16 protein-coding genes and 1 tRNA gene are annotated in these 14,161 nt (G+C 69.3%); 8 read left to right on the top strand and 9 right to left on the bottom strand.

What is annotated here, in order from left to right; genetic code table 11:
• Nucleotides 1–54: 54 nt before the first annotated feature.
• From E3T42_RS10600 to E3T42_RS10610, 3 genes are all read right to left on the bottom strand, one after another.
• Nucleotides 55–807, bottom strand: coding sequence for an SGNH/GDSL hydrolase family protein (locus E3T42_RS10600; RefSeq protein WP_134365705.1), 753 nt, complete (start codon nucleotides 805–807; stop codon nucleotides 55–57).
• Nucleotides 808–865: 58 nt separating this feature from the next.
• The gene (locus E3T42_RS10605; RefSeq protein ID WP_134365704.1) at nucleotides 866–1,474 is read right to left on the bottom strand and encodes a HEAT repeat domain-containing protein; all 609 of its coding nucleotides are present in this window, start codon (nucleotides 1,472–1,474) and stop codon (nucleotides 866–868) included.
• A gap of 72 nt (nucleotides 1,475–1,546) precedes the next feature.
• Nucleotides 1,547–2,011 carry a GNAT family N-acetyltransferase gene (locus tag E3T42_RS10610; RefSeq protein ID WP_198415964.1) on the bottom strand — a complete coding sequence of 155 codons (465 nt, stop codon included), beginning with the start codon at nucleotides 2,009–2,011 and terminating at the stop codon, nucleotides 1,547–1,549.
• Nucleotides 2,012–2,062: 51 nt separating this feature from the next.
• Between E3T42_RS10610 and E3T42_RS10615 the strand changes: the two genes are divergently transcribed.
• Genes E3T42_RS10615 through E3T42_RS10625 form a run of 3 tightly spaced genes read left to right on the top strand, consistent with a single transcriptional unit; the run spans nucleotide 2,063 to nucleotide 4,154 of the window.
• A complete protein-coding gene (locus E3T42_RS10615; RefSeq protein WP_134365703.1) occupies nucleotides 2,063–2,509 on the top strand; it encodes a MaoC family dehydratase N-terminal domain-containing protein in 447 nt (148 codons plus the stop codon).
• Nucleotides 2,506–2,940, top strand: a complete 435-nt coding sequence (locus E3T42_RS10620) for a MaoC family dehydratase (protein WP_134365702.1) — start codon at nucleotides 2,506–2,508, stop codon at nucleotides 2,938–2,940. Before E3T42_RS10615 ends, E3T42_RS10620 begins: the two co-directional genes overlap by 4 nt.
• Before the next feature lie 14 nt (nucleotides 2,941–2,954).
• On the top strand, nucleotides 2,955–4,154 hold the full coding sequence (locus E3T42_RS10625; protein WP_134402985.1) for a UDP-N-acetylmuramate dehydrogenase: 1,200 nt from the start codon (nucleotides 2,955–2,957) through the stop codon (nucleotides 4,152–4,154).
• A gap of 27 nt (nucleotides 4,155–4,181) precedes the next feature.
• On the opposite strand, the gene E3T42_RS10630 is transcribed toward E3T42_RS10625, so the two are convergent.
• The 5 genes from E3T42_RS10630 to E3T42_RS10650 form a co-directional block, all read right to left on the bottom strand.
• Nucleotides 4,182–5,078, bottom strand: a complete 897-nt coding sequence (locus E3T42_RS10630; protein WP_134402986.1) for a hypothetical protein — start codon at nucleotides 5,076–5,078, stop codon at nucleotides 4,182–4,184.
• Nucleotides 5,078–5,773, bottom strand: coding sequence for a hypothetical protein (locus tag E3T42_RS10635; RefSeq protein ID WP_134365699.1), 696 nt, complete (start codon nucleotides 5,771–5,773; stop codon nucleotides 5,078–5,080). Before E3T42_RS10635 ends, E3T42_RS10630 begins: the two co-directional genes overlap by 1 nt.
• A gap of 345 nt (nucleotides 5,774–6,118) precedes the next feature.
• Nucleotides 6,119–7,042, bottom strand: coding sequence for an ABC transporter permease (locus E3T42_RS10640; protein ID WP_134402987.1), 924 nt, complete (start codon nucleotides 7,040–7,042; stop codon nucleotides 6,119–6,121).
• On the bottom strand, nucleotides 7,039–7,953 hold the full coding sequence (locus tag E3T42_RS10645) for an ABC transporter ATP-binding protein (RefSeq protein ID WP_134365697.1): 915 nt from the start codon (nucleotides 7,951–7,953) through the stop codon (nucleotides 7,039–7,041). The genes E3T42_RS10640 and E3T42_RS10645 overlap by 4 nt, the downstream gene beginning before the upstream one ends.
• 181 nt (nucleotides 7,954–8,134) lie before the next feature.
• Nucleotides 8,135–9,337: a pyridoxal phosphate-dependent aminotransferase gene (locus E3T42_RS10650; protein ID WP_134365696.1), complete on the bottom strand. Its 1,203-nt coding sequence runs from the start codon at nucleotides 9,335–9,337 to the stop codon at nucleotides 8,135–8,137.
• A gap of 222 nt (nucleotides 9,338–9,559) precedes the next feature.
• On the opposite strand from E3T42_RS10650, the gene E3T42_RS10655 reads away from it, so the two are divergent.
• The 5 genes from E3T42_RS10655 (at nucleotide 9,560) to rplA (ending at nucleotide 12,336) form a co-directional block, all read left to right on the top strand.
• Nucleotides 9,560–9,632, top strand: a tRNA-Trp gene (locus E3T42_RS10655).
• 41 nt (nucleotides 9,633–9,673) lie between these two features.
• Nucleotides 9,674–9,949, top strand: coding sequence for a preprotein translocase subunit SecE (secE, locus tag E3T42_RS10660; protein ID WP_134365695.1), 276 nt, complete (start codon nucleotides 9,674–9,676; stop codon nucleotides 9,947–9,949).
• A 94-nt stretch (nucleotides 9,950–10,043) separates the two neighbouring features.
• Nucleotides 10,044–11,042 carry a transcription termination/antitermination protein NusG gene (gene nusG, locus E3T42_RS10665; RefSeq protein WP_134402988.1) on the top strand — a complete coding sequence of 333 codons (999 nt, stop codon included), beginning with the start codon at nucleotides 10,044–10,046 and terminating at the stop codon, nucleotides 11,040–11,042.
• Between the two features lie 82 nt (nucleotides 11,043–11,124).
• Entirely contained in the window at nucleotides 11,125–11,556 is a 432-nt protein-coding gene (rplK, locus tag E3T42_RS10670; RefSeq protein ID WP_134365693.1) for a 50S ribosomal protein L11, read from the top strand.
• A 90-nt stretch (nucleotides 11,557–11,646) separates the two neighbouring features.
• Nucleotides 11,647–12,336: a 50S ribosomal protein L1 gene (rplA, locus tag E3T42_RS10675; protein ID WP_134365692.1), complete on the top strand. Its 690-nt coding sequence runs from the start codon at nucleotides 11,647–11,649 to the stop codon at nucleotides 12,334–12,336.
• 74 nt (nucleotides 12,337–12,410) lie between these two features.
• On the opposite strand, the gene E3T42_RS10680 is transcribed toward rplA, so the two are convergent.
• Nucleotides 12,411–13,955 (bottom strand): APC family permease, encoded by a 1,545-nt coding sequence (locus E3T42_RS10680; RefSeq protein WP_134365691.1) that lies wholly within the window; start codon nucleotides 13,953–13,955, stop codon nucleotides 12,411–12,413.
• Between the last annotated feature and the right edge of the window lie 206 nt (nucleotides 13,956–14,161).

The raw sequence follows: 14,161 nt of genomic DNA on the forward strand, positions 1-14,161 counted from the left end.
GTCGCGACGGGCGGGCGCGGCGGGGCGCGTGGCGGCTGCGTGGGGCGGGACCCCTCAGTCGGCGTCGACCGGCTCCAGGGCGGGGCGCTTCGGCGGGCGGCCGTCGCCGGAGGAGCGCCCGGTGAGGCGGCGGCCGATCCACGGCAGCACGAACTCGCGGTAGTACGCCGCCGTGCCCTGCACGTGCTCGGCGGACGCGGCCGGCGCATCCAGCCACTCCACCGGAACCGGGACGCCGAGCTCGGCCAGCACGTTCGTCGCCACCCGGGTGTGCCCGAGGGCGTTCAGGTGCAGTTTGTCGACGGACCAGAACCGCTTGTGCTCGAGCTCGGTGTCGACCCAGTTGTCGACCAGGGTGACGCCCGGCCGGTCGAACGCGGCGCGCGCGGCGTCGGCCAGCCGGTCGCCGCGCTGGCGCATCAGGTTGCCGAGCGGCAGGTGGTGCGACGGATTGCCGCCGCTGAGCACGAGCACGTGCACGCCCTCGTCGAGGGCGCGGTCGACGGCCTGCTGCAGCAGGCCGACCACGTAGGAGATCTCGACCCGGGGGCGCATCACATCGTTGCCGCCGCCGCAGATGCTGATCAGGTCCGGGCCGAGCGCGAGGGCCGGCTCGAGCTGCTCGGCGACGATCGGGCCGAGCAGCCGGCCCCGCACGGCGAGGTTCGCGTAGGACACGGGGGCCTCGGATGCCGCGGCCAGGCCGAGCGCGACGAGGTCGGCCCAGCCGCGCACCTGCCCGCCCGGCAGGTCGTCGCCGACGCCCTCGGTGAAGCTGTCGCCGATGGCGACGTAGCGCTGAAACATCCGGTCCCCCGTTGCGGTGCAGATTGTGCCGGCGCGGTGTGCCCGCCGGGCGGCCGAACTACTCGCTCGGGTGGCTGTGCTTGGTGCCGTGGGTCTGTTCGACGCCCTGGGTGGAGTCCGCGGTCAGGCTGAACCGTGCGTTGAGCACGTCCCGGGCCTGCTGGGCCGCACGACGCACCTCTTTGTCGGGGTCGCGCAGGCGCTGCACGATCGTGGCGAGGTGGTCCTCGGTGCCCTGGGCGGCCAGCGCGTGGAGGGCGGCGGCGCGCACGCGCGACACCTCATCGGTGGTCAGGCGCACGAGCTTGGGGGCGACCTCGAGGCCGCGGAGCAGGATGACCTTCGCGCACATCTCGCGCACCCGCCAGGCCTGGTTGTTCAGGCCGACGACGATGTACGGCGCGGCGCCGTCGCTCCAGACGTAGAGCAGCGCGCGGGCGCCCCAGAGCTCGGGCCAGTAGAGGGCGGGGGCGCCTTCGAGGATGCCCAGGGCGTGGCGTCCGCCGGCGTAGAGCAGGAAGTCCTTGCCCGCGTTCTTGGCGCGGAGGAGCGCGATCGAGTTGTCGATGACCGTTTGTTCGCCATAGTGCGCGACGGCCGCATGGATGCGTTCGGCCGTGGGCAGGTCGATGGGAAGGTCGGGGTGAGGCTCTAATTTGTTATGCATGGCATGACTACGGTATCAAGCGCCCGTGGCGCTGGCCAATACCGGCGCCCCGGCCGGCCCTCAGGCCGCAACTCAGGTGAGGTCGTCGCCGGTCGTGAGGGTGCGTTCGAACCCGTGCGCGCGCTCGTAGATGCCGTAGTTGCCGATCTCCCGGTAGCCGAGGCGGCGGTACAGCGAGAGGGCCTCCGGCTGCGCGTGCCCGGTCTCCAGGCGCAGCTGCCGGTAGCCGAGTTCGCGGGCCAGTTCCTCGAGGGCGGCGAGCACGGCCGAGGCGTGGCCCTGCCGGCGGTAGGCCGGGTTGGTCCACATCCGTTTCACCTCGCCGGTCGTGTCGTCGAGCCGACGGATGCCGCCGCCCGCCACCGTGGCGCCCCCGTCGAGCAGCACCAGGAAGCCGCCCGTCGGCGGCTCGAACGCCCCGCCCGGAACGTCGTGCACGGAGTCGCCGTCGCCGTAACGCTCGTCGTACTCGCGGCGGAGGTCGGCGAGGAGCGGGGCCACCTCCTGGTCGGTGAAGCGTACGCGCTTGAATTCCACATCAGCCAGTCTGCCCGATCCGTGCCGGGTGCGAAAAGGTAAGCTCCTCCTGTGTCTGTCAACCCCGAACTGCAGGGCCGGGTCTTCCCGCCCGTCGCCCCCTACCTTGTCGGCCGGGAGAAGGTGCGCGAGTTCGCCCGCGCCGTCTTCGCCACCAGTCCGATCAACCTCGACCCGGAAGCCGCGCGCGCCGCGGGCTACGCCGACGTCGTCGCCCCGCCCACCTTCGCCGTGGTCGTGCAGGAGGCCACGCTGGCGCAGCTTCTGGCCGAGCCGGATGCCGGAATCGACTTCAGCCGGGTCGTGCACGGCGACCAGCGATTCAGCTTCAGCCGCCCGATCGTGGCCGGCGACCTGCTCACCGCCACCCTCACGGTGGCGAGCGTCAAGAGCCTCGGCGGCCACTCGATGGTGACGGCCGAATCGCGCGTCGTCGACGCCGCCGGCGCCCACGTGGTCACCGCGACCTCCACCCTCGTCGTCAGGGGAGACGAATGACCAGCCAGGCAACACCCGTTCTCGCCGACCTGACCGTGGGCGACGTCGTCGCCACCGGCACGTTCCCGTTGACGCGCGATTCCCTGGTGCGCTACGCCGGAGCATCCGGGGACTTCAACCCCATTCACTACCGTGACGACGTCGCCGTCTCCGTCGGCCTGCCGGGGGTGCTCGCCCATGGCATGCTCACCATGGGCTTCGCCGTGCAGCCGGTCGTCGACTGGGCCGGCGACCCCGGCCGCATCGTCGACTACCAGGTGCGGTTCACCCGCCCGGTGCTGGTGGATCCGGTCGACGGCGCCGAAGTGACCGTGGTGGCCAAGGTCGGCGCCATCGACCCGGCCGCCGGAATCGCCCGCATCGACCTCGCCGTGTCGGCCAACGAGGTGACTGTGCTCGGCAAGGCGCAGGCCCGCGTCAGCCTGGTCTGAGCGGACCGCGCCCGATGACCGAGCTCGCACCCCCTCCTTTCGCCCAGCTGACCACCATGGCCGTGGGCGGCCCCCCGGCCCGGATGGTCTCCCCGGCGACCGAGCAGGACCTGGTCGACCAGACGCTCGAGGCGTGGGCGTCCGGTGACGATTGGATGCTGCTCGGCGGCGGCTCCAACACCGTGGTCGCCGACGAGGGCTTCGACGGCACCGTGATCCGGGTGCTGACCCGCGGGGTCAGCGTGCTCGACCCTGCTTCTGCTTCTGCTTCTGAGCCGGCGTCTGCTTCTGCGTCGGCCTCGGCCTCGACCGAGCCCGGGCGGCTGCGGCTGCGCGTGCAGGCCGGCGAACCGTGGGACGAGCTGGTGGCCTACACGGTCGCGCAGGGCTGGGCCGGCATCGAGGCCCTGTCCGGCATCCCCGGGTCGACCGGGGCGGCCCCGGTGCAGAACATCGGCGCCTACGGGCAGGAGCTCGGCAGCAGCCTGGCGGCGATCGACTTCCTGGACTACGAGACCCATGAGCTGCGCCGGATGCCCGCGGCGGAGCTCGCACTCGGCTATCGCACCTCGGTGCTCAAGCAGGGGCTCCGCGGCCTGGTGGTCGCGGTGGAACTGGACCTGCACGACACCCGGGCGGAGGCATCCGTTCTCGGCAGCGCCCTCAGTCGGCCGGTTGCGTACGCGCAGCTCGCGACGGCCCTCGGCGTGCAGTTGGGCGACCGCGTGCCGCTGACCGCGCTGCGGGAGACCGTGCTGGGGCTGCGCGCGGCGAAGGGGATGGTGCTCGACCCGGCCGACCCGGACACCCGCAGTTCCGGTTCGTTCTTCACCAACCCGATCGTGTCGCTGGCCTTCTCGCGCACCCTGCCGGCCGCATGCCCGCGCTGGCCGCTGAACGAGCAGGAGCTGCCCGACCGAGTGATCCCGCTCGACGAGTACGCCGGGGTGGGACCGATCCCGGGCACGCCCGTCGTGCCGCTGGTCAAGCTGAGCGCGGCCTGGCTGATCGAGAACTCGGGCATCACGCGCGGCTTCCGGCTGCCCGGTTCGCGCGCCGCCGTGTCGAGCAAGCACACGCTCGCGCTGACCAACACGGGGGGAGCGACCGCCGACGAGATCGCACAACTCGCCCGCCTCGTGCTGGGCCGGGTGCAGGCCGAGTTCGGCGTCAACCTGCAGCCCGAGCCGGTGCTGGTCGGTCTGGACCTGTAGCCCGGGCCGGTGGCCCCGGGTCGGTGGTCAGTCGGCTCGGCGGAACACGACGACGATGCCGACGACGATGAGCAGCAGTCCGATCGCGACGACACCGCTGAGAAGCCGGAGGGTCGGGTCCGCGGGGGCGGGCGCCAGCACCCCGATCAGCATGAAGGCGGCGAAGGCGAGCAGCAGCACGCCCCAGACGATGGTGCCGAAGAGCGGCCGGCGAGTGCGGCGCACGGATGCCGTCGGCTGCGCGGGCACGTCCGGCACCGCTGCCGCGGGGTACCCCGGCCCACCGGCGACCGGGTAGGCGGGTGCCCCCGTCGCCGGGCGGACAGGCTCGGCGGCCGGGAGATCGGCCGGGAGATAACGAAGCGTCGCGGTGTCGCCCGTCGTGTCCGCTGCCGTGTCGGCCGCGGTGCCGGTGCCGGTTCCGGTTCCGGTTCCGGTTCCGGTTCCGGTTCCGGTCCGCTCGAGCCGGTATTCGGGGATCGGCCCCGGGGACGCGATGGTGTGCGCACCGTCTGGGTCGGTGCCGGTGCCGGGCCCGGTTCCGGGCCTGGTGGCATCGGGCCCGGGGGCGAAGGCCTCGGTGAGGTCGGAGGGCTCGGACGCACCGGCTTCGGGCGCCTCGCGGTCGGGCTCCACGCCGTCGCGCACCGGGGTGAACGCCACGGTCAGGTCGTCGGGAACGGCAGGTCCGGTGGCCGCGCTGTCGGGGGCGGGGGCCAGGGCCACGGTGAGGTCGGAGACCTCGGCCTCGGACGCCGCGGGCTCCAGCGCGACCGTCTCGGACAGTGCGTCGGTGTCGGGTTCGGGCGCTGCGGCATCCGTGCGCTCGCCCGTGCCCGGTGGGTCCGTGCGCGGCTCGCCGCTGCTGGCTTCGTCGTTACCGGGCTCGGCCGCGGCGGGGTCGTCCGGGTGCGGGGTGACCATCAGGGGCCCCCGGGGTCGGCGCCGACGACCGAGACCTGGCCGAGGAGGGTCCAGACGCGCACGCGCGCGACCGGCGGGGCGTCGCCGGGGTTGAACGTGCGCGCGTCGTGGAAGAAGATGCCGCCCTGCTGCACCGCGGCTCTCTCGCCGACGTAATCGATCTCGCCGGCCAGGGTGCTGGCCTCGACGCGCACGGACCGGTTGTCCGGCAGGACGAGCTCGGTCACGCCGACCCCCATCCAGACGTCGATCGTGCGCGCCTCCGCGGCGGCGGCGTCGAGGGCCGAGAGCTCGATGGTCGCCCGGCCGGAGAGCACGGCGTAGCCCGGGGGAGCGCCGGCGGCGTCGGCGCTCACGGTCCAGGTGGCGGCTCCGACCGGGAAGAACTGCGTGCCGGCGGGGAACAGGCCCACGACTACCAGGACCACGGCCGCCAGAAAGGCGAACCGGCCGACGGCGCCGCTCTGCTTGCCGCGGATACCCAGCACGATGATCCCGACGGCGAGCACGCCGAGTGCGACGGACAGGCCGACGACCGGCACCGCGGCAGACCAGACGCCGCCGGAGATCACGGCGGCCGCGACGGCTCCGGCGAGGAGGGCCAGGCCCAGCACGATCGCGGCGAAGCCGACCTCGGGGCGGCGGTCGCGCCACGAGCCACGGGCACTCCCGGCGGCGGCCACCCCGGCGGGCACCGTCGTCGCCTAACTCTCGGGGGCATCGGTCATGCTGACAGTCTGCTCGCGGTGGATCCGGCCGACAATGCCCCCGGCCGGCGACGGATGCCGCGTCCAGCCCGGTCCTTCGCCCGGCGGCCCGTCTCGCCCCAAACGGGAAACGGTGTCCGGCGCCCTACCAATTCGACGGAGATTCTGCTCTAAAAAGTGGGATTCCGGTGTTTCGGGCCCGATGCGGGCAAAATCTCCGTCGAATTCGTTCTGCCCGGGAATTGCTGCACCGCAGCGCGACCCGGCAGCGCGACCCGGCAGCGCGACCCGGCAGCGCGACCCGGCAGCGCGACCGCGCAGCGCGGAACGGCCCTAGGTGTCCTTGCGGATCCAGCGGAAGGTGACCCGGCTGAGCACGAGCCCGACGACCAGCCAGATCGCCAGGTTGAGCGCGATCAGCGGGAAGTCCCAGGCGCCGCTCTGCTCGAGACTGGCGAAGCTGTCCGGCAGGAACACGCCGCGCATGCCCTGAGCCATCCACTTGAGCGGGAACACGCTGGCCAGGTTCTGCATCCAGTCCGGCAGCAGGTAGAACTGCAGGTAGACGCCGGAGATGAACTGCAGGATCAGCACGATCGGAATGACCACCGCGGTGGCACTCTTGCCCGAGCGGGGCAGCGCCGAGAGCGCGATGCCCAGGAAAGCGCAGGTGACGACGCCGAACAGGAACACCCAGGCGAAGGTCAGCCACTTCCCCGGTTCGGTCGGCAGGTCGATGCCGAGCAGCACCCGGGCGACCAGGATCAGCAGCGCCGCCTGGAAGATACCGGTCACCAGAACCTGACCGATCTTGCCGATGAAATAGCTCAGCGGCGACAGCGGCGTGCCGCCGAGCCGTTTGAGGGTGCCGTCGCCCTTCTCCCCGGCGATGTCGACGGCGAGGTTCTGCATCCCCGAGAGCAGCATGCCGGCGGCGAGCATCCCGGGCAGGTAATACGCGCCCACGCTGATGCCGCCGGTGCCGTCGGGCGCGGCGCCCACATTGCCCGACGACCCGAAAGCGGCCGTGAAGATGGCCAGCATGATGAACGGGAACAGGAACGTGAAGAACACGCTGTCCGTGGTGCGGAAGTAGATCCGGGTCTCGTAACGGATGCGGGAAAGCCCGACCCGCAGGACCGTCGCCAGCCCGGCGCTCGACCTCGACCTCGCCGTCGACCTCGCACGAGACCCTGGCCGCTCTGCGCTCGCCGCAGCTCGGGTCGTGCTGCCGGAGTCCGTCTCGAGCCGGCTCATGCGAGCACCTCCGCGTCGTTCCCCAGGGCGTCCGCCGCATCCGTCGTGCCGGAGGCCGGCCGGCTGCCGCGCACCAGGCCGAGGTAGATGTCCTCCAGGCTGGGCCGGATCACCTCGAGGTTGCCGGGTTCGCCACCGGATGCCGCGGCGAGTTCGGCCACCAGCCGCGCCGGTTCCTGCGTGCGTTTCTCCTGGAGCGTGCCGGAAGCGTCGCGCCAGCGCACCAAGGGGACCCGGGCATCCGCCCCGCCGATCTCGCCGATGGCACCGATGTCGATCAGCCGGCCGTCGTTGATCACGCCCGCCCGGTCGCCGAGCTGGGCGGCCTCGTCGAGGTAGTGCGTGGTGAGCAGGATGGTCGTGCCCTCCGCCTTGAGCCGGCGCACGAGGTCCCAGAACTGGTGGCGTGCCTCGGGGTCGAAGCCCGTGGTGGGCTCGTCCAGGAACAACAGTTCGGGCCGGCCGATGATGCCCAGCGCCACGTCCACGCGCCGACGCTGGCCGCCGGAGAGCTTGCTGATGCGGGTCTTCGCCTTCGGCTCCAGGCCGACGGCCTCGATCACCTCGGCGACGCGGCGCGGCCGCGGGTAGAGGCCGGCGAAGTGGGTGAGTTGCTCTGTGACGGTGACGTTGCCGCTCTCCCCGCTGGACTGCAGCACGATGCCCAGGCGCGATTTCCAGCCGAGGCCGCCGCGCTGCGGGTCGACGCCAAGCACGCTCACCTCGCCGGAGGTGCGGTCGCGGTAGCCCTCGAGGATCTCGATCGCGGTGCTCTTCCCGGCCCCGTTCGGTCCGAGGAGCGCGAACGTCTCACCGGCCTCGATGTCGAAACTGATCCCGCGCACGGCATTGAAGTCGCCGTAGGACTTGTGCAGGTCGCGCACGCGCACGACCGGGGGCGAAAGTTCCATGGAAATAGGGTCCCATGCCGCGCCGCCCACAGGAAGCACTGCGCACGAACGGATTCCGGGTTCCTCGCCTAGCGCCTCATAGCGACCCTGGATCGCCGCCGCGTGCGCTCAAATGACCGTCATCGTTTCACCGATGGCGGTCATTTGAGCGCACGCGCGAACGGAGGGTGCCCGCGGCGCGCTACGCGAAGAGGCGCTGCAGGCGCTGAACGCCCTCGAGCAGGGCCGCGTCGCTCAGCGCATAGGAGAAGCGCAGGTAGCCGCTGGGGCCGAAGGCCTCTCCGGGCACGGCGGCCACCTCGACCTGGTCGAGAATGAGGTCGGCGAGCTCCAGCGACGTCGTCGGGGTGACGCCGCCCCAGGTGCGACCGAGCAGGCCGGAGACGTCGGGGTAGACGTAGAACGCGCCCTGCGGCGTCGGCGTGACCATGCCGGGGATCTTGTTCAGCTCGGCGACGATGACCTTGCGGCGGCGGTCGAAGGCCTCCCGCATCGCGATCGCGGCATCCTGCGGCCCGGTGAGGGCGGCGATCCCGGCGCGCTGGGAGATGTTCGAGACGTTCGAGGACAGGTGCGACTGCAGGTTGGCCGCCGCCTTCATGGCGTCCTGCGGGCCCACCATCCAGCCGAGCCGCCAGCCGGTCATGGCATAGGTCTTGGCCACGCCGTTGACCAGGATGGTGCGGTCCGCCAGCGCGGGAACCGCCTCCACGATCGACACGGCGCGCACGCCGTCATAGGTGAGGTTCTGGTAGATCTCGTCGCTGATGATCCAGAGGCCGTGTTCCTCGGCCCAGTCGCCGATGGCCTTCGTCTGCTCCGGGGAGTAGACGGCTCCGGTGGGGTTGGACGGTGACACGAACAGGAGCACCTTGGTGCGCGGGGTGCGGGCGGCCTCGAGCTGCTCGACGGTGACGAGGTAGTTCTGGTCGCTGCCCGCGAAGACATCGACCTGCACGCCGCCGGCCAGCCGGATGGATTCCGGATAGGTGGTCCAGTAGGGAGTGGGCACGATGACCTCGTCGCCCGGATCGAGCAGGGTGGCGAAGGCCTGATAGACGGCCTGCTTGCCGCCGTTGGTGACGACCACCTGGCTGGGCGAGACCTGCAGGCCGCTGTCCCGGAGGGTCTTGGCCGCGATCGCCTCGCGCAGGTCCGGCAGCCCGGCCGCGGGGGTGTACCGGTAGTTCTTCGGGTCGAGCACGGCCGCCGCGGCCGCCTCGACGATGTGCGCGGGGGTCGGGAAGTCCGGTTCGCCCGCGGCGAAGCTGATCACCGGCCGGCCGGCCGCCTGCAGCGCCTTGGCCTTGCCGTCGACCTTGAGGGTCGCCGACTCCGCAATGGAGCCGATTCGAGTAGAGATTCGCTTGAGTTCGTGAGCCACGCTTCGAGCATACGGGGCCGCCCCGATCCGGCGAAGGGCCGAACCCGGCCAATTCCGCGCTCCGAGGGCCGCGGGTGGGCCCCGGGCGGGGCCTCGGCTTTACAGTGGCCGCCGAGTGACCTAGACTTGATCGAGGTAGTTGAATTCCGCCATGCTTTCTTGCGCCTATTTTTGGTCAGTTTCCACGGATGCGCGCAACAAGGTAATCTGGATTTGCTCCATAGGGTGGTGGCTCAATTGGTAGAGCAGCGGTCTCCAAAACCGCAGGTTGCAGGTTCGAGTCCTGTCCGCCCTGCAAGTCGGTGGCATTCCGTCGGCCCATGAAAGGTGTATCTGGTGGCCCGAAAAGTTGTCGACGAACCCAGTGAGGAAATCGTCGCAAACGCGAAATTGGCGCGCGATTCCAAGCGCAGCCCTTTCGCTCGGATCTCCCTGTTCATCCAGCAGGTCATGGCGGAACTCCGCAAGGTCGTCACGCCGACTCGCAAGGAACTTCTGAGCTACACGGGCGTCGTGCTGGTATTCGTGACGATCATGATGGCCCTGGTTTCCGGCCTCGACTGGGTGTTCGCGCTCGTCGTGACCTACGTGTTCGGAACGCCAGGCGGCTAAGGCCGCCGTGACCCCACGGTCACCGCACAGATTCATGGCAACGCTGAACGGGTCACGCTTTCGTGCCCAGACAATTGATAAGGATTGAGATTTAGTGACTGAGACGAATCACGACGATGTCGACTGGGCCACTGCTGCCGAGCAGTCCTCCAACGAGGACGAAGCGCAGGAGGGCAACACCCTCGCCGAAGAAGAAGAGTCGGTAGAGGCCGCCGAGCAGGTCGCCCTGCACGTGTTCGACCCGAACGTCGGAGTCGAAGACAACCTCGACGCCGCTCTGGATGCTCTCGCCGAGTCGGTGGACCCCAAAGCCGACGCGATCGTCGACGACGCCCTCGACATCGATTCCGCCGATGAGGCCGAGGCCTCCGTCGAAGCCGTCGAAGACGAAGAGAACCTCGACGCCGCGGCAGAGGCAGAGGCAGAGGCAGAGGCAGAGGCAGAGGCCGCGCCCGTCGAGGACGAGACCCCCGAAGACCCCTACGAAGAGTTCCGCAAGGAACTGCGTTTCCAGCCGGGCAAGTGGTTCGTCATCCACTCCTACGCCGGCTTCGAACGCCGCGTGAAGTCGAACATCGAGAACCGCAAGCAGTCGATGGCCATGGAAGATTTCATCTACCAGGTCGAGGTTCCGATGGAAGACGTCGTCGAGATCAAGAACGGCCAGCGCAAGATGGTCACCCGCGTCCGTATCCCCGGCTACGTGCTCGTGCGGATGGACCTCAACGAAGACAGCTGGTCCGTGGTGCGTCACACGCCGGGCGTCACCGGATTCGTCGGCAACGCGCACAACCCGACGCCGCTGCGTTTCGAGGAAGCCTTCGGCATGCTGAAGAGCCTCGTCGAGATCCAGGATGTCCCCACCGCCAAGACCGGCGCCGGACACGGCGGCAAGGTTCCGACCCGTGCCCTCCCGGCCGAGATCGACTACGAGATCGGCGAAACCATCACGATCAAGGAAGGCTCGTTCGCGGGCCTGCCCGGATCGATCAGCGAGATCAAGGCGGAGAGCGGCAAGCTCATCGTGCTGGTGTCCCTCTTCGAGCGCGAGACCCCGGTCGAGCTCAGCTTCGACCAGGTCACCAAGCTCTAAATACTTCACATTCACCGGGGCCCGTCCGGGCTACCGGGAGAGCGGCCCCTGGCTGCTCGTCATCACAAAGTAAGGAAGAACAATGGCACCGAAGAAGAAGGTAACTGGTCTGATCAAGCTTCAGATCAAGGCCGGCGCCGCCAACCCCGCACCGCCCATCGGGCCGGCACTGGGCCAGCACGGCGTCAACATCATGGAGTTCTGCAAGGCGTACAACGCTCAGACGGAATCCCAGCGCGGCAACGTCATCCCGGTGGAAATCACCGTCTACGACGACCGTTCATTCACTTTCATCCTGAAGACCCCGCCCGCAGCGGAGCTCATCAAGAAGGCGGCCGGCGTCGCCAAGGGCAGTGGCACCCCGCACACCGTCAAGGTCGCGAAGCTCACCAAGGCCCAGGTCCGCGAAATCGCCGAGACCAAGATGGTTGACCTCAACGCCAACGACATCGACGCAGCAGCGAAGATCATCGCCGGAACCGCCCGTTCCATGGGTATCACGGTCGAGGCCTAAGCGACACCCACCGGCATCCCGCCACAGCAGTACGTGGAAGAGCCAGCCAGGCTCGCACCACACTCTCAACTCGTTTTACAGGAGATTCAAATGGCACAGAAGTCAAAGGCCTACCGGGCCGCGGCCGAGAAGATCGACGCAGACAAGCTCTACACCCCGACCGAGGCAGTCACCCTGGCTCGCGAGACCGGCTCCGCGAACTTCAACTCCACCGTTGAGGTTGCCCTCAAGCTCGGCGTTGACCCCCGCAAGGCTGACCAGATGGTTCGCGGTACCGTGATTCTTCCTCACGGCACCGGACGCACCGCCCGCGTCATCGTCTTCGCAACCGGCCCGGCCGCCGAGGCAGCCATCGCTGCCGGCGCCGACGAGGTCGGTGGCGACGAGCTGATCGAGAAGGTGGCCGCCGGCTACACCTCGTTCGACTCCGCCGTCTCGACCCCGGAGCTCATGGGTAAGGTCGGTCGCCTGGGTAAGGTCCTCGGCCCGCGTGGTCTCATGCCGAACCCGAAGACCGGAACCGTGACGCCTGACGTCGCGCGCGCCGTGTCCGACATCAAGGGTGGAAAGATCGCGTTCCGCGTCGACAAGCACGCCAACGTGCAGTTCGTCGTCGGCAAGGCGTCCTTCACCGCTGAGCAGCTGAACGAGAACATCAGCGCCGCTCTCGAGGAGATCGTCCGCCTCAAGCCGAGCTCTTCCAAGGGCCGCTACATCATGAAGGGCGCCGTGTCGACCACGTTCGGCCCCGGCATCCCGCTCGATGTGAACAGCATCTAGCCAGTTCCACCGCGGCTTCAGCCGCAGCACGAAGGGCCCGTCGCGAGACGGGCCCTTCGGTCGTTAACGGATGCCTACTGCGTCGACGTCGTCGGACGCGCGTCCTTCCGGTGGGCGTTCTGCGGGTGTGCCCGGAGCATGGCGGCCACTGCGATCGCATCGCCCTCCGGCTGGTGCGAGGCGCTGTGCGGTTTGGCGATGAACAGGTAGAGCAGCCCGCTGCCCATCACCACGGCCAGGCCGATCAGCACGATCCAGTCGTCGAGGAAGACGCCGGTCGAACCCGGCCGGGCCAGCAGGACCATGGCGAAGATCCCGTAGAGCAGTGCGACGACGTTGACGACGAAGCCCACCGGTCCGAGGTTGAACGGCCCGGCGGGGCGCCAGCCCTTGAACCTCTGCCGCAGGGCCGCGAGCACCACCATCTGGAAGGCGACGTAGATGCCGATCACGGCGAACGCGGTGATCTGGGTGAGCAGCGTGCTGCCGCCCACATAGATCAGCAGGCAGAGCAACAGCGGGATCGTGCAGGCCACGATCAACGCGTTGACCGGGACGGTGGTGCGCGGTGACACCTTGCCCAGCCAAGCGTGGCCGGGGATCATCCCGTCCCGGGCGAAGGCGAACATCAGCCGGCTCGCCGCGGCCTGCAGGCTGAGCACGCAGGAGAGGAATGCCGTCAGGGCGACGATGAGGAAGAGCTTGGCGCCGACGGTGCCGAGGGTCGCCTCGAGGATCGCTGGAATCGGGTCGATGTCGGTGCCGTTGACCACGGCCTGGAGGTCTGGCGCCGCCATCACGTAGCCGCCGAACGAGAAGAGGGCGGACACTCCGCCGATCAGGATCGTGAGGATCATGGCCCGGGGGATTCCCCTGGCGGGGTCCGGCACCTCCTCGGCAACGTCACCGCAGGCCTCGAATCCGTAGAACAGGAACAGGCCGGCGAGGGCCGCACCGAGGAAGGCGGCGGCGTAGCTGTCGTTGCCCTGGACGCCCATCGTGTCGAAGAAGATGCTGAACTCCTGCTTGCGCTGGAAGATGAGCAGGTACAGGCCGAGGCCAATTACGCCGATCAGCTCGGCGGCGAGGCCGATCCGGGCGACCCGGGACAGCATCTTCGTGCCCGAGAAGTTGAACGCGAACGCCACCACGAGGAACAGCACCGAGAGGCCGAGGGTGACCTCCTTGGTGACGGGCGCGTTGATCAGGCTGGCGAGGAAGCCGCTGCCGAACTCCGCGACTGCGGTGATGGTGACGAGCATGGCCCAGACGTAGACCCACGCGGCCATCCAGGCGTACCGCTTGCCCCAGAGTCGCCGGGTCCAGGGGTAGATTCCGCCGGCGATCGGGTATTGGGACACCACTTCGCCGAAGACGAGGGCCACCAGCAGCTGGCCGGTTCCCACGATCACGAGCCAGAAGATCGAGGGCGGCCCGCCCGTGCTGAGAGCCAGCGCGAAGAGTGAGTAGACGCCGACGAGGGGGGACAGATAGGTGAAGCCGAGGGCGAGGTTGGCCCAGAGCGACATGGACCGATGAAACGAGTCGTCGTAGCCGAGGGCCTTGAGGTGCTCGCTGTCGCCGAGCCCCTTCTTCTGTGGAGATGCGTTGGATGACATTGGGACCTTTCCGATCATGCCCGAGGGACGTGCGGCCACACCCCCTAGCCGCGGACACCTCATTGTGTGTGTGCTTCAACATAGTGGACCGCAGACCGCAAAGGTGCGGAACCGGATGTTTGTCTTCCGCGGCGTGTTGCCGGTGAGAGTGGCCGTTCCGGTCGAGAGTGACCGGCAGAACGGGCACTCTCGACCGGAACGGGAAC

This window comes from Cryobacterium sp. TMT4-10 (assembly GCF_004403275.1).
Classification (GTDB): domain Bacteria; phylum Actinomycetota; class Actinomycetes; order Actinomycetales; family Microbacteriaceae; genus Cryobacterium; species Cryobacterium shii.

Excerpts from the sequence above, each read along its gene's own strand:
- E3T42_RS10600 (WP_134365705.1), bottom strand. The coding sequence starts at position 807 with ATGTTTCAGCGCTACGTCGCCATCGGCGACAGCTTCACCGAGGGCGTC.
- E3T42_RS10605 (WP_134365704.1), bottom strand. The coding sequence starts at position 1,474 with ATGCATAACAAATTAGAGCCTCACCCCGACCTTCCCATCGACCTGCCC.
- E3T42_RS10620 (WP_134365702.1), top strand. The coding sequence starts at position 2,506 with ATGACCAGCCAGGCAACACCCGTTCTCGCCGACCTGACCGTGGGCGAC.
- E3T42_RS10625 (WP_134402985.1), top strand. The coding sequence starts at position 2,955 with ATGACCGAGCTCGCACCCCCTCCTTTCGCCCAGCTGACCACCATGGCC.
- E3T42_RS10630 (WP_134402986.1), bottom strand. The coding sequence starts at position 5,078 with ATGGTCACCCCGCACCCGGACGACCCCGCCGCGGCCGAGCCCGGTAAC.
- E3T42_RS10640 (WP_134402987.1), bottom strand. The coding sequence starts at position 7,042 with ATGAGCCGGCTCGAGACGGACTCCGGCAGCACGACCCGAGCTGCGGCG.
- E3T42_RS10645 (WP_134365697.1), bottom strand. The coding sequence starts at position 7,953 with ATGGAACTTTCGCCCCCGGTCGTGCGCGTGCGCGACCTGCACAAGTCC.
- rplK (WP_134365693.1), top strand. The coding sequence starts at position 11,125 with ATGGCACCGAAGAAGAAGGTAACTGGTCTGATCAAGCTTCAGATCAAG.
- rplA (WP_134365692.1), top strand. The coding sequence starts at position 11,647 with ATGGCACAGAAGTCAAAGGCCTACCGGGCCGCGGCCGAGAAGATCGAC.
- E3T42_RS10680 (WP_134365691.1), bottom strand. The coding sequence starts at position 13,955 with ATGTCATCCAACGCATCTCCACAGAAGAAGGGGCTCGGCGACAGCGAG.